General features: G+C 73.8%; 14 protein-coding genes and 1 pseudogene. 4 read left to right on the forward strand and 11 right to left on the reverse strand.

The window, feature by feature from the left end; translation table 11 throughout:
• Positions 1–3 precede the first annotated feature (3 nt).
• Positions 4–999, reverse strand: a complete 996-nt coding sequence (locus ACWIX3_RS17055; RefSeq protein WP_448608530.1) for a helix-turn-helix transcriptional regulator — start codon at positions 997–999, stop codon at positions 4–6.
• Complete coding sequence (locus ACWIX3_RS17060; protein ID WP_448608531.1) at positions 996–2,039, reverse strand: helix-turn-helix transcriptional regulator; 1,044 nt, start codon at positions 2,037–2,039, stop codon at positions 996–998. The genes ACWIX3_RS17055 and ACWIX3_RS17060 overlap by 4 nt, the downstream gene beginning before the upstream one ends.
• Before the next feature lie 55 nt (positions 2,040–2,094).
• Here ACWIX3_RS17060 and ACWIX3_RS17065 point away from each other — a divergent pair, with 55 nt between their 5' ends.
• A complete protein-coding gene (locus tag ACWIX3_RS17065) occupies positions 2,095–3,195 on the forward strand; it encodes a DUF3866 family protein (RefSeq protein WP_448608532.1) in 1,101 nt (366 codons plus the stop codon).
• A gap of 98 nt (positions 3,196–3,293) precedes the next feature.
• Here ACWIX3_RS17065 and pafA read toward each other — a convergent pair whose 3' ends face one another.
• The 7 genes from pafA to ACWIX3_RS17100 all read right to left on the reverse strand — a co-directional run bounded on the left by pafA (position 3,294) and on the right by ACWIX3_RS17100 (position 12,098).
• Complete coding sequence (gene pafA, locus ACWIX3_RS17070) at positions 3,294–4,652, reverse strand: Pup--protein ligase (protein ID WP_448608533.1); 1,359 nt, start codon at positions 4,650–4,652, stop codon at positions 3,294–3,296.
• Positions 4,653–4,983: 331 nt separating this feature from the next.
• Complete coding sequence (gene prcA / locus ACWIX3_RS17075; protein ID WP_448608534.1) at positions 4,984–5,847, reverse strand: proteasome subunit alpha; 864 nt, start codon at positions 5,845–5,847, stop codon at positions 4,984–4,986.
• A 5-nt stretch (positions 5,848–5,852) separates the two neighbouring features.
• A complete protein-coding gene (gene prcB, locus ACWIX3_RS17080; protein ID WP_448608535.1) occupies positions 5,853–6,695 on the reverse strand; it encodes a proteasome subunit beta in 843 nt (280 codons plus the stop codon).
• 518 nt (positions 6,696–7,213) lie between these two features.
• The gene (locus ACWIX3_RS17085) at positions 7,214–7,423 is read right to left on the reverse strand and encodes a ubiquitin-like protein Pup (protein ID WP_448608536.1); all 210 of its coding nucleotides are present in this window, start codon (positions 7,421–7,423) and stop codon (positions 7,214–7,216) included.
• A 98-nt stretch (positions 7,424–7,521) separates the two neighbouring features.
• Positions 7,522–9,027, reverse strand: coding sequence for a depupylase/deamidase Dop (dop, locus tag ACWIX3_RS17090; RefSeq protein WP_448608537.1), 1,506 nt, complete (start codon positions 9,025–9,027; stop codon positions 7,522–7,524).
• Between the two features lie 256 nt (positions 9,028–9,283).
• Complete coding sequence (arc, locus tag ACWIX3_RS17095) at positions 9,284–11,008, reverse strand: proteasome ATPase (protein WP_448608538.1); 1,725 nt, start codon at positions 11,006–11,008, stop codon at positions 9,284–9,286.
• A gap of 199 nt (positions 11,009–11,207) precedes the next feature.
• The gene (locus ACWIX3_RS17100; RefSeq protein ID WP_448608539.1) at positions 11,208–12,098 is read right to left on the reverse strand and encodes a tRNA (adenine-N1)-methyltransferase; all 891 of its coding nucleotides are present in this window, start codon (positions 12,096–12,098) and stop codon (positions 11,208–11,210) included.
• 87 nt (positions 12,099–12,185) lie between these two features.
• On the opposite strand from ACWIX3_RS17100, the gene ACWIX3_RS17105 reads away from it, so the two are divergent.
• The 3 genes and pseudogenes from ACWIX3_RS17105 to ACWIX3_RS17115 all read left to right on the forward strand — a co-directional run bounded on the left by ACWIX3_RS17105 (position 12,186) and on the right by ACWIX3_RS17115 (position 14,848).
• Entirely contained in the window at positions 12,186–13,190 is a 1,005-nt protein-coding gene (locus ACWIX3_RS17105; protein ID WP_448612484.1) for a RecB family exonuclease, read from the forward strand.
• 247 nt (positions 13,191–13,437) lie between these two features.
• Positions 13,438–13,575, forward strand: a pseudogene (locus tag ACWIX3_RS17110) (GNAT family N-acetyltransferase); the annotation flags it as partial.
• 91 nt (positions 13,576–13,666) lie between these two features.
• Entirely contained in the window at positions 13,667–14,848 is a 1,182-nt protein-coding gene (locus ACWIX3_RS17115; RefSeq protein WP_448608540.1) for an amidohydrolase family protein, read from the forward strand.
• Here the strand turns inward: ACWIX3_RS17115 and ACWIX3_RS17120 are convergent.
• The gene (locus tag ACWIX3_RS17120; protein WP_448608541.1) at positions 14,845–15,591 is read right to left on the reverse strand and encodes an HAD family hydrolase; all 747 of its coding nucleotides are present in this window, start codon (positions 15,589–15,591) and stop codon (positions 14,845–14,847) included. The genes ACWIX3_RS17115 and ACWIX3_RS17120 overlap by 4 nt on opposite strands.
• A gap of 89 nt (positions 15,592–15,680) precedes the next feature.
• Complete coding sequence (gene metH / locus ACWIX3_RS17125) at positions 15,681–19,490, reverse strand: methionine synthase (RefSeq protein WP_448608542.1); 3,810 nt, start codon at positions 19,488–19,490, stop codon at positions 15,681–15,683.
• Positions 19,491–19,589: the final 99 nt, after the last annotated feature.

Raw genomic sequence — 19,589 nt, forward strand, 5'->3', positions numbered from 1 at the left:
ACCCTAGTCGCCGGAGGTGGACGGCAGCTGCCCGTCGGCCGGATACCGGGTGAGCGCGGCCCGGGCGTCGGCGGTCACCGCCGCGGCGAGCTCGGCCGGCTCGTCGACGGTGGCGGCCCCGCCGAGGGAGGCCACCAGCCGCCGCGCCCACGCCATGTCGGCGGTGCGCAGGGCGACCGCGAGACCGCCGGGCGGGTCCTCGACCTCGCGCGCGTCCTCGACCGGGTAGTACTCGGCCACCCAGCGCGCGGTCCGGGCCAGCCGCAGCCGCACCACCGGCGAGCCCGGCTCGGGCTGGTAGAGCCCGTTGTCGACGTCGCGCAGGGGCACGTTCGGCGGTGGCGCGGACGGCTCGTCGAGGACCCGGACGTCGTCGATCCGGTCCAGCCGGAACAGCCGGACGCCGCCGACCTCCCGCGACCAGGCCTCCAGGTACCAGCGCCCGTCGACCAGCAGCAGCCGCAGCGGGTCGACGGTGCGCTCGGTCCGCTCGTCGCGGGTGGGCACGTAGTAGTGCAGGTGCAGGGCCCGCCCGCGCTCCAGGCCCTCCCGGACCACGGCCAGCGCCTGCTCCTTGGCGTCGACCGACAGCGCCACCGGCGTTCCCCGCTGGGAGGCGTGCCCGGCGGCGGCCGAGACCTTGGCCAGCGCCCGGCTGACCGCCTCGCGCTCGGCCAGACCGGGCAGCTCGAGGAGCGTGCGCAGCGCGACGACCAGGGCGACCGCCTCGTCGGTGGTCAGCCGCAGCGGGCGGACCATGCCCGCGGTGAAGGTGACCCGCACGCGGTCGCCCTCGAAGGCCAGGTCGATGAGGTCGCCGGGCCCGTAGCCGGGCAGGCCGCACATCCACAACAGCTCCATGTCCCGGCGCAGCTGCCGCTCGGGGACGCCGAAGTCGCGGGCGACCTCGGCCAGCGGCACCCCCTCGGGACGGGCGGTGAGGTACGGGACCAGCGAGAGCAGCCGGGTCATCCGCTCGGTCGTGGTGGGCGCGCTCATGCCGTTCCCTCCGGCGCCGTTCCCCCCGGCACCAACCCCCCCGGCGTCATTCCCCCTGGCGTCATTCCCCCTGGCGCCATGGCCGCGAGCCGCCGGAGCCGCTCGACGACGGCCGTCCGCACCGCGGCCGGGGCCTCGACGACGACGTCGGCGCCGTAGGAGGCGATCTCGCCGGCCAGCCGCATCGGCTCGGTGGTGCGCAGCTCCAGCCGGTCGTCCCCGTCCTCGGCCGGGCCCAGCGGAACGGCGTGCCGGCGCAAGCCGACCGCGGTGCCGGGCCGGGCCCGCACCACCACGAGCTGCTCCTCGCCCCGGAACTGCCCGGCGACCATCGCCGCCAGGTCGACGTCCTCCGGCGGCTCGAAGGCCCCTGCGGGACCGGACGCCACGGGCCGGCCCACGACGCGGGAGAGCCGGAACACGCGCGGGGCCTCCCGGTCGAGGTCCAGCCCGCCGAGGTACCAGCGGCCGTGCCAGGCGACGACGCCCCACGGCTGCACGCGGCGGCGAGCGGGGGTGTCCTCGTCGGGACGGCGGTAGTCGAAGGTCAGCACCCGCCGGTCGCGGGCCGCGGCGTAGCAGGGCTCGAAGGCCGGCTCGTCGGAGTCCAGCCGGGGGCGCAGCGGGATCGCGCGGGAGGTGTCGACCTCCACCCCGGCGGCCTTGAGCTTGACCAGCGCGCTCTGCGCGGCGCCGGCCAGCTGCGCGGACTCCCACAGCCGCAGCGCCAGGCCGACCGCGGCAGCCTCCTCGCCGGTGAGGGTGATCTCGGGCAGCTCGTAGTCGGCGCGGGCGATGCGGTAGCCGTCCTCGGTGTCGAAGACGCTGGTGCGGCCGGTCTCCAAGGGCACGCCCATCTCGCGCAGCTCGGCCTTGTCCCGCTCGAACATGCGCTTGAACGCCTCGTCGGCGCGGGCGGTGCCGTCGTCGGGCTCGTAGCCGGGCACGGTCGCCCGGATCTTCGCCGCGGTCACGTACTGCCGGGTGCCCAGCAGGGCGATGACCAGGTTCACCAGCCGCTCAGCCCGCTTCGCCGCCACGCGCCCAGGCTAGTCACGAGCGGCGGCCCGTGAGGGCGCTGGCTAGCCTGCGCGGGTGGGGGAACGCGGAACGGCACAGCAGCGGATCCGGTGGCGCCGGGGCACGGTGACCGCCCTCGGGCGCTCCTGGCGCGACGCGCAGGAGCTCACCGCCGAGGTGGACGGCGACGGTGAGGTGCGGGCGCTGGCGTACCCCTCGCTGGTCGGCGTCCCGGAGGTCGGCGACACGGTGCTGCTCAACACCACCGCGTGGGCACAGGGGCTCGGCACCGGCGGGTACGCGCTCGTCGTCGCCGTCCCCGACCGGCTGCCGCCGGACCCCACGGGCCCCGGCCACCTGGTCAAGGCCCGGTACACGCCGCTGCAGGTGACCGTGCAGGGCGTCGACGAGCAGGACACCGAGCACCACCGCACGATCGCCGACGCCGAGGACCTCGCCGGGATGCCGGTCGTCGTCGCCGACCTGCACTCGGCTCTGCCGGCGGCGCTGATCGGCGTCCTGGCCACCGACCCCGACCTGAGGGTCGCCTACGTCATGACCGACGGCGGCGCGCTGGTCGCCGGGTTCTCCCGCACCCTGTCGGCGCTGGCCCCCTCGCTGGCCGGCGTGGTGACCGTGGGCCAGGCCTTCGGCGGTGACCTGGAGGCGGTCACCCTGCACACGGGTCTGCTGGCGGCCAAGCACGTGCTCGGCGCCGACGTCGCCATCGTCAGCCAGGGGCCGGGCAACCTCGGCACGGGAACGCCGTGGGGCTTCTCCGGGGTCGCCGCCGGCGAGGCGTGCAACGCCGTCACCGTGCTGGGCGGGGAGCCGGTCGGGGCGCTGCGGATCTCCGACGCCGACCCGCGTCCGCGGCACCGCGGTGTCTCGCACCACTCGCTGACCGCCTTCGGCCGGGTGGCGCTGGGCGGGGTGACGCTGGTCACGCCGCGCGGGCTGGGCTCGGAGCTGGGCAGCCAGGTCGAGGAGGACCTCGCCGGCCAGCCCGAGCGCAACCGGGTGGTGTGGATGGATGTCGACGGGCTGGAGGAGGCACTGGGCCTGTCCCCCGTGCCGCTGTCGACGATGGGCCGCAGCTTCCCCGAGGAGCGCGCCTACTTCCTCGCCGCGGCGGCCGCCGGCCGCTACGCCGCCCTGCAGGTCCCGCTGGACTGAAGCATCGCCGTCCTACCGGACCGCACCGCGGCCAGGAGCCGTCCCCCAGCAGCGTGGAGCCGCTGCGTCGTGCCTGCGCGGACCGCTCCTCGGGCACGTCACATCGAGGCGATGAGCTTGTCCACGCGCTCGTCGACGGCCTTGAAGGGGTCCTTGCACAGCACGGTGCGCTGCGCCTGGTCGTTGAGCTTGAGGTGCACCCAGTCGACGGTGAAGTCGCGACGCTTCTCCTGCGCCCGGCGGATGAACTCCCCGCGCAGCCGGGCCCGGGTGGTCTGCGGAGGCACGTTCTTGGCCTCGAACACCCGCGGCTCGTGCGCCACCCGGTCGACCTGGTTGTTGCGCTCGAGCAGGTAGTACAGCCCCCGGGTGCGGCTGATGTCGTGGTAGGCCAGGTCCATCTGCGCCACCCGCGGAGAGCTCATGGGCAGGTCCCGCTTGGCCCGGTAGCGCTCGATGAGCTGGTACTTGGTGGCCCAGTCGATCTCCCGCTCGATGAGCGAGAGGTCGCCGCTGTCGACGGCCTTGAGCACCCGCCCCCACAGCTCGAGCATCTGCCGGTGGATCGGGCCGAAGCCCTCCCGGTCGACGAACTCCGCGGCCCGGGAGTGGTACTCGGACTGGATCTCCAGCGCCGACATCTCCTTGCCGTTGGCCAGCCGCACCTTGCGCCGTCCGGTCATGTCGTGGCTGATCTCGCGGATGGCGCGGATCGGGTTCTCCAGCGTCATGTCCCGGATCGGCACGCCGGCCTCGATCATCCGCAGCACCAGGTCGGTGACGGCCACCTTGAGCAGCGTCGTCGTCTCGTTCATGTTGGAGTCGCCGACGATGACGTGCAGCCGCCGGTAGCGCTCGGCGTCGGCGTGCGGCTCGTCGCGGGTGTTGATGATCGGCCGGGAGCGGGTGGTCGCCGAGGAGACGCCCTCCCAGATGTGCTCGGCGCGCTGGCTGAGGCAGTAGATCGCCCCGCGCGGGGTCTGCAGCACCTTGCCCGCGCCGACGACGATCTGCCGGCTGACGAGGAACGGGATGAGCACGTCGGCCAGCCGGCTGAACTCCCCGTGCCGGCCCACCAGGTAGTTCTCGTGGCAGCCGTAGCTGTTGCCGGCCGAGTCGGTGTTGTTCTTGAACAGGTAGATGTCGCCGGTGACGCCTTCCTCGGCCAGCCGTTGCTCGGCGTCGACCAGCAGCCCCTCGAGGATCCGCTCCCCGGCCTTGTCGTGGACCACCAGCTCGGTGAGGTCGTCGCACTCGGCGGTGGCGTACTCGGGGTGGCTGCCCACGTCCAGGTACAGCCGCGAGCCGTTGCGGAGGAAGACGTTGGAGCTGCGCCCCCACGACACCACGCGGCGGAACAGGTACCGGGCCACCTCGTCCGGCGACAGCCGCCGCTGCCCGCGGAAGGTGCACGTCACGCCGTACTCGGTCTCGATGCCGAAGATGCGTCGCTCCACGCACCGAGCCTAGGCGCCGATGGCGACGGAGGGTGGCTGGCGCGCACGCCCGGGGCCCGGCGGACGGCTCAGGAGCCGGGGAGCGGACCACGCCCGTCGACGGCCGGCAGCGTCGTCCCCGCGGCCGACGGCAGCTGGTCCGACGCCCCGGCCCGCGGGCCGAGCGCAGCACGCGCTCGCGGACCGGCAGCACACCCCGAACGACCGCGCCGACCTGCACGGAGACGATGGCGTCGGCGGTGTTCGCGGTGGGTCGACGACGTCGACGGCTGCGCTTCCCACGGGCACCGTGCCCCTGTGGGCCCGGTGGGCGTCGGGTCGGCGCCCACGGTCAGGTGGTGGGTGCCTCTCCTCCGCTGCCCGCCGTCCCGCCGGTGTCCGGTGCGCCGGGGTCGCCGAGCCCTGCCGGTGTGCCCGGCGCGGGGACGCTCGGGGAGTGCGCAGCGGTGTGCGGCTGCTCGCCGCCGGCGGCCGCGCCGCCCTCGGAGCGGTCGAGCAGCGTGCGCAGCGCGGCACCGGTGATCCGCCGGAAGGCCCGCTTGGGCCGCCGGCGGTCGAGGACCGCGACCTCCAGCTGCTCGGCGGACAGCAGCGCGGGGCCGCCGTTGCCGGCGCTGGTGGCCGGGCTGACCGCCGAGAGCGCCTGCACGCCGACCCGCAGCGCCTCGGCCAGGCCCATGCCGGGCAGGAAGTGCTCGCGCAGGTTGGCGCTGACCGCCTCGGCCTGGCCTCCCATGACGACGAAGTCCGGTTCGTCGACGACCGAGCCGTCGAAGGTCAGCCGGTAGAGCTGGTCGGTCTCAGGGGTGTCGCCCACCTCGGCGACGCACAGCTCGACCTCGAAGGGCTTCATCTGCTGGGTGAAGACCTCGCCCAGGGTCTGCGCGTAGGCGTTGGCGATCACCCGGCCGGTGACGTCGCGACGGTTGTAGCTGTAACCGCGGACGTCGGCCAGCCGCACGCCGGCCACCCGCAGGCTCTCGAACTCGCTGTAGCGGCCGACGGCGGCGAACCCGATCCGGTCGTAGATCTCCCCGACCTTGTGCAGCGTGGAGCTGGGGTTCTCGGCGATGAACAGCACGCCGTCGGCGTAGGTGACGACGGCGACGCTGCGACCGCGGGAGATGCCCTTGCGGGCGTACTCCGACTTGTCGCGCATCAACTGCTCGGGCGAGGCGTAGTACGGCATGGTCATGGCGTTCAGCCCTGCCCCTCGGCGGCGGCCCGCTCGTCGATGATGGTCTTCGCGACGGCGGCGACCTCGTCGTCGGTTAGCCGGACGGCGCCCTCGGCGTCGACCCGGTAGACGATCGGGTAGAGCCGGCGCACCGGATCGGGACCGCCGGTCGCCGAGTCGTCGTCGGCGGCGTCGTAGAGGGCCTCGACGAGGCTGCGCGTGGCGGCGTCGCCGTCCAGGTTCGGTCGCCAGGTCTTCTTCAGCGAGTTGCGGGCGAACAGCGAGCCGGAGCCCACGGCGGCGTAGCCACGCTCCTCGTAGTTCCCGCCGGTGACGTCGTAGCTGAAGATCCGCCCGGGCGTGGTGTCGGGCGCGGCGTCGAGGTCGAAGCCGGCGAACAGCGGCACGACGGCCAGGCCCTGCAGCGCGGCGCCGAGGTTGCCGCGGATCATCTGGGCCAGCCGGTTGGCCTTGCCGTCGAGGGAGAGGGTGAGGCCCTCGATCTTCTCGTAGTGCTCGAGCTCGACCTGGTAGAGGCGGACCATCTCGATGGCGATGCCGGCCGCACCCGCGATGCCGATGACCGACCAGGCGTCGGCCGGGTAGACCTTCTCGATGTCCCGGCTGGAGATCAGGTTCCCCATGGTCGCCCGCCGGTCGCCGCCCATGAGGACGCCGCCGTCGTACGTGACCGAGACGATGGTGGTGCCGTGCGGCGTGACGTCACCGACGGGCAGCTGCGGCACCGGACGCCGGCCCGGCAGCAGGTCCGGTGCGGCCGCCGCGAGGAAGTCGGTGAACGAGGACCCCACCCGGTCCAGGTAGGCGGGCGTGAACCCGCTCCGGCCAGCCGACGACTCGCTCACCCATCCGCCTCTCTCGCCACCGGGGACCAGCAGCCTCACTCGTTCGGCGCCTGTGCACGGGCCCTCTGCGGGGCCGGTCAGGACGCCGTCACGACCCTACCGGCGGGCTCGCGGGACGGCTGGCCGTGTCCGGTGCGGGCGGCTGCCGTTGGCTCGGCCTCGATCCTGGACACTCTGCTCCGCACGGTGTGGCGAGGAAGGCAGTGGGTGGCACGCCCGACCGGGCGGCGGTCGCACGCGGGGACACCTCCAGCGACTTCACGGATCCGCAGGCGGGGCGCCACGTGTGACCACCCGGCACGGTGCGGCCGGGTGCGGCGAACTGGTGTGCGCGGTCGTACGCGCCGGGCTCCGCGGCTCCGCGCGGCGCGCTCCGCCGAGTGCCGGCGACAGGAGAACGCCAGCCCGTCCCGAGACCTCCCGCTCGTGCTGGACTCGGACACAGGACGGTGAGCCCCGCAGTCACGACAGGACTTCGTCGCCACGTGACCGGGACCGGCAGACCGAGATGATCTCGGTCACTGACCCCCTTTCTGCACGTAGCTGCGCACGAATTCCTCCGAGTTCTCCTCCAACACCTCATCGATCTCGTCGAGGATGGAGTCGAGGTCCTCGGAGACCTCCTTGTGCCGCTCGGCGACCTCGGCGTCGACCGACGCCTCGACCTCCTCGGTCTCCTCCCGGTTGCGCGTCGAACGCTGCTGACCGCCGCCGTCCCTCGTGGCCATGGGTTCCTCCCGGTGCAGGTCGTGGCTGGTGCTCTGGGCCGTGCCCTGGTGCTGAAGCTACCCGCGGGGTGCCACGTTCGGAGGTCGACCGACCGGGGTCAACCGCCGGTGATCGTGTCGACCAGCTCCTGGGCCGAGGTCGTCGCCTCGAACAGCTCTCCGACGTGGTCCCGGGTGCCCCGCAGCGGCTCCATGGTCGGGATGCGCACCAGGTTCTCCCGGCCGAGGTCGAAGACCACCGAGTCCCACGACGCCGCGGCGACCTGGGCCGGGTAACGGCGCAGGCACTCCCCGCGGAAGAAGGCCCGGGTGTCAGCCGGCGGGCGCACCATCGCCCGCGTCACCTCGTCGTCGGTGACCAACCGCTGCATCGAGCCGCGCGACACCAGCCGGTGGTACAGCCCCTTCTCCGGCCGCACGTCGGAGTACTGGAGGTCGACCAGGTGCAGCCGCGAGTCGCCCCACGACAGCCCGTCGCGCGAGCGATAGCCCTCCAGGAGCCGCAGCTTGGCCGGCCAGTCGAGCCGGTCGGCGCAGCGCATCGGGTCGATCGCGAGGTCCTCGAGGACCTCGGCCCACCGGCGCAGCACGTCGGCGGCCTGGCCGTCGTCCTCCCCGCGCCGGTCGACGTGCCGCTGCGCCATCTCGAGGTACGCCAGCTGCACCTCCAGCGCCGTCATCCGGCGCCCGTCGCGCAGCCGCACCTGGTGGGTCAGCGACGGGTCGTGGCTGATGGCCTGCAGCGCCGCCACCGGCTCCTCGATCGAGAGGTCCTGGGTCAGGGTGCGCGCCTCGATCATGTCCAGCACCAGGGCCGTCGTCCCCACCTTGAGGTAGGTCGAGAGCTCGGCGAGGTTGGCGTCGCCGATGATCACGTGCAGCCGGCGGTACTTGTCGGCGTCGGCGTGCGGCTCGTCGCGGGTGTTGATGATCGGCCGCTTGAGCGTCGTCTCCAGGCCCACCTCGACCTCGAAGAAGTCGGCGCGCTGGGAGAGCTGGAAGCCCTGCGTGCGGCTCTCGGTGCCGATGCCGACGCGCCCGGAGCCGGCCACCACCTGGCGGGTCACGAAGAACGGGATGAGCCCGCGGATGATGTCGAGGAACGGCGTCCGCCGGTCCATCAGGTAGTTCTCGTGGGCGCCGTAGGAGGCGCCCTTGCCGTCGGTGTTGTTCTTGTACAGCGAGATCGGCTGGGTGCCCGGGACGCGCGCGGCGCGGCGGGCGGCCTCGGCCATCACCTGCTCGCCCGCCTTGTCCCACAGGACGACGTCGCGCGGGTTGGTGACCTCCGGCGTGGAGTACTCCGGGTGCGCGTGGTCGACGTAGAGGCGGGCTCCGTTGGTGAGGATGACGTTGGCCATCCCCGAGTCCTCCTCCAGGTCGTTGTGGTCCAGCGCCTGGGCCGGGGACAGGTCGAAGCCCCGGGCGTCGCGCAGCGGGGACTCCTCCTCGAAGTCCCAGCGCGGCCGGCGGGGCGTCGGCGCCTCCGCCACCGACCAGGCGTTCACGACCTGGCTCGACAGCGTCGTCGGGTTCGCCGTCGGCTGCCCGGGCACCGAGATGCCGTACTCGACCTCGGTACCCATGACCCGCCGCACGCTCATGTCGCCACCCTAGGCGTCCGGAGCGACACCGTCCGGGAGACCGGCGGCCGCCCGCCGACCATGCGCCTCCTCGCGGCGGGATCGGCGATCTCGCCCGGCTCGGAGGCCCGGCGCGGGCGGGATCACCCGTCCCGCCCGGCGGACGGACCCCCGGACGACGGACGGCCCGGCCCCGCCGTCGCGGGGACCGGGCCGTCGGCCGGCCTCGTCCAGGGCCTGCCGTGAGGAGGACGGGGTCCTCCCGGAGGTCCTCCTCCTACAGGTACTGGCCGGTGTTCGTCGCGGTGTCGATGGCGCGACCGCTCTCGGTGCCCTTGCCGCTGATGAGCGTGCGGATGTAGACGATCCGCTCGCCCTTCTTGCCCGAGATCCGCGCCCAGTCGTCGGGGTTGGTGGTGTTGGGCAGGTCCTCGTTCTCCTTGAACTCGTCGAGGCAGGCCTGCATCAGGTGGCCGACGCGCAGGCCGCCGGCGCCGGTCTCCAGCCGCTCCTTGATCGCCATCTTCTTCGCGCGGTCGACGATGTTCTGCAGCATCGCCCCGGAGTTGAAGTCCTTGAAGTACAGGACCTCCTTGTCACCGTTGGCGTAGGTCACCTCGAGGAAGCGGTTCTCCTCGCTCTCGGTGTACATCCGCTCGACGGTGCGCTGGATCATCCCGCCCACGGTGGCCTCGCGGCTGTTGCCGTGCTCGGCGAGGTCGTCGGGGTGCAGCGGCAGCGTGGTCGTCAGGTACTTGCTGAAGATGTCGCGGGCGGCCTCGGCGTCCGGCCGCTCGATCTTGATCTTCACGTCGAGGCGGCCGGGCCGCAGGATCGCCGGGTCGATCATGTCCTCGCGGTTGGAGGCGCCGATGACGATGACGTTCTCCAGCCCCTCCACGCCGTCGATCTCGCTGAGCAGCTGGGGCACGATCGTCGACTCGACGTCCGAGGAGACCCCGGACCCGCGGGTGCGGAAGATCGAGTCCATCTCGTCGAAGAAGACGATGACCGGCGTCCCCTCGCCGGCCTTCTCACGGGCCCGCTGGAAGACGAGCCGGATGTGCCGCTCGGTCTCGCCGACGTACTTGTTGAGCAGCTCGGGGCCCTTGATGTTGAGGAAGTAGGACCTCGCCTGGCCCTCCCCCTTCACCGCGGAGACCTTCTTGGCCAGGGAGTTGGCGACGGCCTTGGCGATGAGCGTCTTGCCGCAGCCGGGCGGGCCGTAGAGCAGGATGCCCTTGGGCGGACGCAGCTCGTACTCGCGGAACAGGTCGGCGTGCAGGAACGGCAGCTCGACGGCGTCGCGGATCTGCTCGATCTGCCGGGACAGCCCACCGATGTCGCTGTAGTCGATGTCGGGGACCTCCTCCAGCACGAGCTCCTCGACCTCGCTCTTGGGGATCCGCTCGTAGACGTAGCCCGAGCGGGTCTCCAGCAGCAGCGAGTCGCCGCTGCGCAGCGGCTGGTCGGCGAGGGAGTCGGCGAGCTGGACGACGCGCTCCTCGTCGGTGTGCCCGATGACCAGCGCGCGCGGGGCCTCGCCCTCGACCGGCTCGAGCAGCTCCTTGAGCATCACGACGTCGCCGGCGCGCTCGAAGCCGCAGGCCTCGACGACGTTCATCGCCTCGTTGAGCATCACCTCCTGGCCGCGCCGGAGGTCGTCGACCTCCACGGCCGGGGAGACCGAGACGCGCAGCTTGCGGCCGCCGGTGAAGACGTCCACCGTGCCGTCGTCGTGGCGGGTGAGGAAGACGCCGTAGCCGGACGGCGGCTGGCCGAGCCGGTCGACCTCCTCCTTGAGCGTGACCAGCTGGTCACGGGCGTCGCGCAGCGTGCCGGCGAGCTTGTCGTTGCGCTCGGACAGGAAGGCCGCCCGGCCCTCCGCCTCCGCGAGGCGCTCCTCCAGCAGCCGGAGCTGCCGGGGGCTCTCCGCCACCTTGCGGCGCAGCAGGCCGATCTCCTCCTCCAGGTAGGAGATCTGGCTGAGCAGCGCCGTCACGTCACGCTCGCGCCGCGCCCTGAACTCGTCGGGACCATTGCCAAGACCGGGGCCCATCGCGCACCTCCGACACATCGGGAGAGCCAGGACGCAAATCTATACACGCCCGGCGACAGCGTGCCCGGGGCTCGCTGGGGAAGGACCCCGCTGCTCCCCACGGCCTCGCGAGCTCGGCGCGGGCCCCTGCAGTGGGGCCGGGTCAGCCCTTCTGCGCCCGTCGCTGCCGCACCGGGGCGACGACGCCCTCGGCCAGCCGGCGCGCGGTGACCAGGAAGGCGGTGTGCGCGACCATCCGGTGCTCGGGACGGACGGCGAGGCCGACCGCGTGCCAGGGCCGCAGCAGGGACTCCCACGCGTGCGGCTCGGTCCACACCCCCTGGGCCCGCAGCGCCTCGACGTAGGTGGACAGCTGGGTGGTCGTGGCCACGTAGCCGACCAGGACGCCGCCGGGACGCAGCGCGGCGGCGACGGTCGGCAGCACCGCCCAGGGTTCGAGCATGTCCAGCACCACCCGGTCGACGACCTCCTCGGCCGCGTGCTGGTCGAGGTCGCCCAGCCGCAACGACCAGGTGGCCGGGACCTCGCCGAAGAAGGCACCGACGTTGGCACGGGCGACGTCGGCGAAGTCCTCGCGGCGCTCGTAGCTGGTGACGCGGCCGTGCTCGCCCACCGCGCGCAGCAGCGAGCAGGTCAGCGCCCCGGAGCCGGCGCCCGCCTCGAGCACCCGCATGCCCGGACCGATGTCGCCGAAGCCGACGATCTGCGCGGCGTCCTTGGGGTAGATGACCTGCGCACCCCGCGGCATCGAGAGCACGAAGTCGGCCAGCAGCGGCCGGAACGCCAGGTAGCCGGTGTTGGCCGTCGAGTGGACCACCGAGCCCTCGGGCGCGCCGATGAGGTCGTCGTGCGCGATCGCGCCGCGGTGGGTGTGGAAGAGCTTGCCGGGCTCGAGGACGACGGTGTGCAGCCGGCCCTTGGGGTCGGTCAGCTGCACCCGGTCACCGGCGACGAAGGCCCCCGCGACCGGCTCCCCGCGCGGGGCCCCGGCCGTGCCGTCGGTCGTCTCGGCGGTCTGCTGCTGCGCGTCCACGGGCGGCCAGCCTACGGAGGTGCGCCGGCTGTCCGGCGCGCGCTCTCCGTTCTGTCGGTACCCCGGCCTAGCCTCGGAGAGGTGACGATGGTGCAGACCGGGCAGCCCGCGCACGCGGCTGCCTCTTCCCCGGACGCCCCCGTCGCCGACACGGGGACGGTCGAGGGGCGGGCGCCGCGCCGCCCCTCGCTGTCCCCGAGCCGGGCGGCCGACTTCAAGACCTGTCCGCTGCTGTACCGCTTCCGCACGATCGACCGGCTGCCCGAGCGCAAGAGCCTGGCCGCGGTCCGCGGCACGCTGGTGCACGCCGTCCTCGAGCGGCTCTACGACCTGCCCGCCCGAGAGCGCACGCCGGAGGCGGCACGCGAGCTGGTCGCCCCGGCGTGGGAGGAGCTGCGGGCCGACCCGGAGGTCGCCGAGCTGTTCACGGGAGGCGCCGCCGCCGACGCACCCGCCGAGCAGTCCGTGGAGGCCCCGACCCCGGAGGCCCCGTCCCCGGAGGCCCCGTCCCCGGAGGCCCCCTCCCTGGAGGCGTGGCTGGCGTCGGCCGGCAAGCTGGTGGAGACCTACTTCACCCTCGAGGACCCGTCGCGCATCGAGCCGCACGGGCGCGAGGAGCTGGTCGAGGTCACCCTGCCCGACGGGCTGCTGCTGCGGGGCTTCGTCGACCGGCTCGACGTCGCGCCCAACGGCGCCATCCGGGTGGTCGACTACAAGACGGGGTCGATGCCGCGCGAGGCGTTCGAGGGCAAGGCCCTGTTCCAGATGAAGTTCTACGCGCTGGTGCTGTGGCGCACCCGCGGCGTGGTGGCCAGCCAGCTCAAGCTGCTGTACCTCGGCAACGGCGACGCGCTCACCTACGCGCCCGACGAGGCCGAGCTGGTCCGATTCGAACGCACGCTGCAGGCCATCTGGGCGGCGATCGAGCGTGCGGTGGCGACCGGCGACTTCCGGCCCAACCGCACCCGGCTGTGCGACTGGTGCGACCACCAGGCGCTGTGCCCGTCGTTCGGCGGCACGCCTCCGCCGTTCCCGGCCGAGGCCGCCGCCGCAGCCGGGTGGGCCACCCTGCCGGTCGTCGAGCGCGACTGAGAGAGGTCCCTGCCCCCGCCACCCGGAGCTCGCGGCGGGACCCTGCAGGACGCCGGCGCCCCGTCCGACGCGGTGCGGCTGTCCCCGGAGCTCGACCTGCGGGCCGACGCCGCGGTCGAGGCGGCCCGGGCCGCCACGCGCGCCACGCCCGCGCGAACGGTGCTGGTCGCCGAGGTCGGCGGAGCGGTCGTCGGCACGGCGGACCTCACGGTCCTGGCCAACACGGCCCCGTGCGGGACGGCCGTGCCTGCTGGTCGAGGACGTCGTCGTCGACGCGGACGCGCGCCGGGCCGGGGTCGGCCGGGCGCTGCTGGCGGCAGCCCGGGCGCACGGCGAGGCCGCCGGCTGCTGCGAGCTCCAGCTGTCCGCCGACGACCCGGAGGGGTTCGCCTGCTACGAGGCCGCCGGGCTGCAGGCCGCGGCGCGCACCTACGAGACGCGCTGGACCCGGTGCACCGACCGCGGGAGCATTCCCCATGCGCGGTTACCGGGCACCGCGGGCCTTCGACGGCGAGCGGTTCCTCGACGGCGGGGCGCTGGTCCTCGTCGAGGGCAGCACCATCGTGGGCGTCGAGCCCGCGACCGCACCGGCGCCGGAGGGCTGCCCGGTCGCCGACGCCGCCGGCGGCACGCTGCTGCCCGGTCTGGTCGACACCCACGTGCACCTCTGCGGCGACGCCGGCCCGCGGGCGCTGGACCGGATCCCCGAGCTGGACCGCGCAGAGCTCGACGCCGTCGTCACGGCCGCCGAGCAGGCCACGCTGCGGGCGGGGGTCACCGCCGTGCGCGACCTCGGCGACCACGAGTGGGCCGTGCTCGAGCGGGCCGGACGCGACGGCGCGCGGCCGACCGTCGTCGCCGCCGGGCCTCCGATCACCTCCCCGGGCGGGCACTGCTGGTCGATGGGCGGCGAATCCGTGGGGGTCGAGGCGCTGCGCCGCGCGGTGCGCGAGCGGGCGGAGCGGGGCGCCGGAGTCGTGAAGGTCATGGCCAGCGGCGGCCTGCTGACCCCCGGCACCGACCTCACCGCGTGCCAGTTCACGCCCGAGGAACTGCGCGCCCTGGTCGAGGAGGCGCACGGGCTCGGGCTGCCGGTGACCGCGCACGCGCACGGCCTGGCGGCCGTCGAGCGCAGCGTGGCGGCCGGCGTCGACGGCATCGAGCACTGCAGCTGCCTCACCCCCACCGGCCCGCGGCTGCCGCCGGAGCTGGGTGCCGCCCTGGCCGCCGCCGGCACCTGGGTGTGCCCCACCGTGGGCTTCCTGCCGGGGGTCGATCCCCCGCCGCACGTGCAGGCCCGGATGCAGGCGGTCGGCGCCACGGTCGAGCAGCACCTGCCGCACGTCGCAGAGCTGCACCGGGCAGGCGTGACCCTGCTGGCCGGCACCGACGCCGGGGTCGGCCCTCCGAAGCCGCACGGCCAGGTGGCCCACGCGGTCGCCGACCTGGTGGACCGGTGCGGCGTGCCGCTCGCCGAGGCCCTCACCGCGGCGACGGCCCGGGCGGCGCGCGCGTGCGGGCTGGGCGACCGCACCGGACGGCTGGCGGCCGGGTACGACGCCGACCTGCTGGTCGCCGACGGCGACGTCCCGACCGACGTCCCGGCCCTGCAGCGGCCCCGCGCCGTCGTCTCCCGCGGGCGGGAGGTGCCGCTCTAGGCGCGGGCGTCCACGGCGTCGCGGGCGGCCAGCACCTCGGTGAGGTCGGCCAGCCGTACCCCGGCCAGGGTGTCGCGCAGCACCAGCCCGGGCCGCTCGGGCAGCGGCTGCAGGGACGGCACGCCGAGCACCGCGGCCCCGGCGGCCAGCCCGGCCGTGACCCCGGACAGCGAGTCCTCGAGCGCCACGCAGCCGGCGGCGTCCACGCCGAGAGCGGCCATCGCTCGGCGGTAGGGCGCCGGATCGGGCTTGCGCGCGGGCACCTCGTCGCCGCAGACGGTCACGTCGAAGGCAGGCAGCCCGTCGAGGTCGCGGTCGACCTCGGCCAGCACGGTGGTGGCCAGCCGCCGCGGCGTGGTGGTCACCAGCGCCGTCGGCAGCGCGGCGTGCCGGGCCTCGACGAGCAGCTCGCGAGCACCGGGCCGCCAGGTGAGCGGCCCGGTGAGCAGCTCCGCGACGGTGTCCTCGATCCAGCGGGCGTCGGCGCGCGCCTCCGCCTCGCCGCGGCTCACACCCAGGTCGGCGTAGAGGACGTCCAGCGCCGTCGCCATGCTCGTGCCGACGGTCCGCTCCCGCGCCTCGGCCGACATCTCCCCGCCGAGCCGGCGGGCGAGGGCGAACATCGCCGCACCCCAGTGCTGCTCGGTCTCGACGAGCGTGCCGTCCATGTCGAACAGGAGAGCCTGCAACCGGCCCGCTGCCGGCAGCGTCGGATCGCCCGCGTCGCTCGTCTCGGTGTGCACCCCTTCGACGGTACGGCGCGGCCGGGCGCCGGGTGGCCCCGGTGCAGGGCGCAGCGCCGAGCTGGCGGGGCGTAGGGCACCGGGGTCCTTCACTCGTCGTCGGTGCGGTACCCCAGGTTCGGTGAGAGCCAGCGCTCGGCCTCGGCGAGCGTCCAGCCCTTGCGCCGCGCGTAGTCCTCGACCTGGTCGCGGCCGAGCCGCCCCAGCAGGAAGTAGCGCGACTGCGGGTGGGCGAAGTAGAGGCCGCTGACCGCGGCACCGGGCCACATGGCCATGCTCTCGGTGAGCGTGATGCCGGTGGTCGCCTCGACGTCGAGCAACTGCCAGATGGTGCGCTTCTCGGTGTGCTCGGGGCACGCCGGGTAGCCCGGTGCGGGGCGGATGCCGCGGTAGCGCTCGGCGATCAGCGCGTCGTTGTCGAGGTGCTCGTCGGCGGCGTAGCCCCAGAACTCGCGGCGCACCCGCTCGTGCAGCCGCTCGGCGAACGCCTCGGCGAGCCGGTCGGCCAGCGCCTCGAGCAGGATCGCGCTGTAGTCGTCGTTGGCCGCCTTGAACGCCGCGACCCGCTCGGCCGCGCCGATGCCGGCGGTCACCGCGAAGGCACCCACGTGGTCGCGCAGCCCGCTCTCCTTCGGCGCGACGAAGTCGGCGAGGGACTTGCGCGGCGAGCCGTCGCGGCCCTCGGTCTGCTGGCGCAGCTGGTGCAGCGTCGTCCGGACGGCGGTGCGCGACTCGTCGGTGTAGACCTCGATGTCCTCGCCGTCCACCCGGTTGGCCGGGAACAGGCCGAACACGCCCCTGGCCCGCAGCCAGCGCTCCCTGACGATCCGGTCGAGCATCCCCTGGGCGTCCTCATACAGCCGCCGCGCGGCCTCGCCGGTCGCGGGGTTGTGCAGGATGTCGGGGAACCGGCCGCGCATCTCCCAGGCGTTGAAGAACGGCTGCCAGTCGATGTATCCGCGCAGCTCCTCGAGCGGGTAGTCGTCGAACACCCGCGTGAAGCGGGTGACCCGCCCGTGCAGGTGGTCGCAGGCCGGCCCTGCGCAGACGTCCCGGGCCTGCTGCAGCAGCATCCGCGGCCGCGGCGGGACGTAGTTCCTCCAGTCGAACGCCGGTGCGGCGGCGCGCGCGTCGGCCAGCGGCAGCAGTGCGCGGGTGTCCTGGCGGGCGGCGTGCCGCTCGCGCAGGCCGGCGTACTCGGTGTCGACGTCGGCCAGCAGCTTCGGTCGCTGCTCGTTGGACAGCAGCGCGGCCACGACCGGCACCGACCGGGAGGCGTCCTTCACCCAGATGACCGGACCGTGGTAGCGGGGCGCCACCTTGACCGCGGTGTGCGCGCGCGAGGTCGTCGCCCCGCCGATGAGCAGCGGGATGTCGAAGCCCTGCCGCTCCATCTCGGCGGCCAGGTTGCTCATCTCGTCGAGGGACGGCGTGATCAGCCCGGACAGGCCGATGACGTCGGCGCCCTCGTGCTTGGCGGTGTCGAGCACCTGCTGCGCGGGGACCATGACGCCGAGGTCGACGACGTCGTAGTTGTTGCACTGCAGGACGACGCCGACGATGTTCTTGCCGATGTCGTGGACGTCGCCCTTCACGGTGGCCATGACGACCTTGCCGTTGCTGCGCTCGGCGTCCCCGGGCCGCTTCTCCGCCTCGATGAAGGGCACGAGGTGGGCGACGGCCTTCTTCATCACGCGCGCGGACTTCACGACCTGCGGCAGGAACATCTTCCCGGCGCCGAACAGGTCGCCGACGACGTTCATGCCCCGCATCAGCGGGCCCTCGATGACCTCGATCGGGCGGCCGCCGCGCGCGGCGATCTGCGCCCGCAGCTCCTCGGTGTCGGCCTCGACGAACCCGTCGATGCCCTTCACCAGGGCGTGCGTGATGCGCTCCTCGACCGGCAGCCCGCGCCACTGCTCGGAGGCGACCTCCTGGGGCGCGCCGCTGGAGGCGTACTCGCCGGCGATCTCCAGCAGCCGCTCGGTGGCGTCGGGACGCCGGTTGAGGACCACGTCCTCGATCCGCTCGCGCAGCCGCTCGGGCACCTCGTCGTAGACCTCGAGGGCCCCGGCGTTGACGATGCCCATGTCCATGCCGGCGGCGATCGCGTGGTAGAGGAAGACCGCGTGGATCGCCTCGCGGACGGCGTTGTTGCCGCGGAAGGAGAACGACACGTTCGAGACGCCGCCGGAGACCAGCGCACCGGGGAGGTTCCGCTTGATCCAGCGGGTGGCCTCGATGAAGTCCAGCCCGTAGGCGGCGTGCTCCTCGATGCCCGTGGCGACGGCGAAGACGTTGGGGTCGAAGATGACGTCCTCGGCCGGGAAGCCGACCTCCCCGACGAGGATGTCGTAGGCCCGCCGGCAGATCTCCTGGCGCCGCTGGAGGGAGTCCGCCTGCCCCCGCTCGTCGAAGGCCATGACGACGACGGCGGCACCGTGCTTGCGGCACAGCCGAGCGTGCCGGACGAACTCCTCCTCCCCCGCCTTGAGCGAGATGGAGTTGACGATCGACTTGCCCTGCACGCACTTGAGGCCGGCCTCGATGACCTCCCACTTCGAGGAGTCGACCATCACCGGCACCCGGCAGATGTCGGGCTCGGCGGCGACCAGCTTGAGGAAGCGGTCCATCGCCTCGACGCCGTCGATCATCCCCTCGTCCATGTTGACGTCGATGACCTGGGCGCCGGCCTCCACCTGCTGCCGCGCGACGGCCAGCGCGGTCGGGTAGTCGCCGGCGCGGATGAGGTTGCGGAAGCGGGCCGAGCCGGTGATGTTCGTGCGCTCGCCGACGTTGACGAACAGCGAGTCCTCGTCGACGGTCAGCGGCTCGAGGCCGGAGAGCCGCAGCGCCGGGCGCACCTGCGCCGGCGTGCGCGGGGACCGGCCCTCGACCGTCGCGGCGATCGCGGCGATGTGCGCGGGCGTCGTCCCGCAGCAGCCGCCGACCACGTTGACGAACCCGGCGTCGGCGAACTCGGCGAGGACCGCCGCGGTCTCCTCAGGCGACTCGTCGTACTCCCCGAAGGCGTTGGGCAGGCCCGCGTTCGGGTAGCACGAGACGAACGTGTCGGCGACACGGGAGAGCTCGGCCAGGTAGGGCCGCATCTCCGCGGCACCGAGCGCGCAGTTGAGGCCGACCAGCAGCGGGCGCACGTGCCGGATCGAGTGCCAGAAGGCCTCGGTGACCTGCCCCGACAGCGTCCGCCCGGAGGCGTCGGTGATCGTGCCAGAGACCATGACCGGCCAGCGCCGGCCGCGCTGCTCGAACAGCGTCTCCAGGGCGAAGACGGCGGCCTTGGCGTTGAGCGTGTCGAAGACCGTCTCGATCAGCAGGACGTCGGCCCCGCCGTCGACCAGCCCGTCGGCCTGCTCCAGGTAGGCCTCGACCAGCTCGTCGAAGGTCACGTTGCGGGCGCCGGGGTCGTTGACGTCCGGGGAGATGGACGCCGTCCGGCTGGTCGGGCCGAGCGCGCCGGCGACGTAGCGGGGCCGGTCCGGCGTCCGCTCGGTCATCGCGTCGGCCTCGGCGCGGGCCAGCCGCGCCGAGGCCAGGTTGATCTCGTAGGCGAGGTCGGACATGCCGTAGTCGCGCAGCGAGATCGCCGTGGCGTTGAAGGTGTTGGTCTCGATCAGGTCCGCGCCGGCCTCGAGGTACTCGCGGTGGATGCCCGCGACGAGCCCGGGCTGCGTGACGCTCAGCAGGTCGTTGTTGCCCTGCACGTCGGTGGGCCAGTCGGCGAAGCGCTCGCCGCGGTAGCCGGCCTCGTCAGGCCGGTCGCGCTGGATCGCCGTCCCCATGGCACCGTCGAGCACCAGGATCCGCTGCCGCAGCACGGCCGTGAGCTCCGCGGTCGCGTCCGGGCGGAGGGTGGGCGACGCACTGCGGGACTGCACCGAGCCAGGGTAGCCGCCCACAGGGGGTATCCCGGTCGCTCGCGCGGAGGACGCCGGTCGCGCGTCCGGGCCGACGACCGCGGCCGGGGAGCGCGATCG

The organism is Geodermatophilus sp. URMC 60 (assembly GCF_053502585.1).

Excerpts from the sequence above, each read along its gene's own strand:
- dop (WP_448608537.1), bottom strand. The coding sequence starts at position 9,027 with ATGAGCGTGCGGCGGGTCATGGGTACCGAGGTCGAGTACGGCATCTCG.
- ACWIX3_RS17085 (WP_448608536.1), bottom strand. The coding sequence starts at position 7,423 with ATGGCCACGAGGGACGGCGGCGGTCAGCAGCGTTCGACGCGCAACCGG.
- ACWIX3_RS17055 (WP_448608530.1), bottom strand. The coding sequence starts at position 999 with ATGAGCGCGCCCACCACGACCGAGCGGATGACCCGGCTGCTCTCGCTG.
- ACWIX3_RS17105 (WP_448612484.1), top strand. The coding sequence starts at position 12,186 with ATGGTGCAGACCGGGCAGCCCGCGCACGCGGCTGCCTCTTCCCCGGAC.
- prcA (WP_448608534.1), bottom strand. The coding sequence starts at position 5,847 with ATGACCATGCCGTACTACGCCTCGCCCGAGCAGTTGATGCGCGACAAG.
- ACWIX3_RS17115 (WP_448608540.1), top strand. The coding sequence starts at position 13,667 with ATGCGCGGTTACCGGGCACCGCGGGCCTTCGACGGCGAGCGGTTCCTC.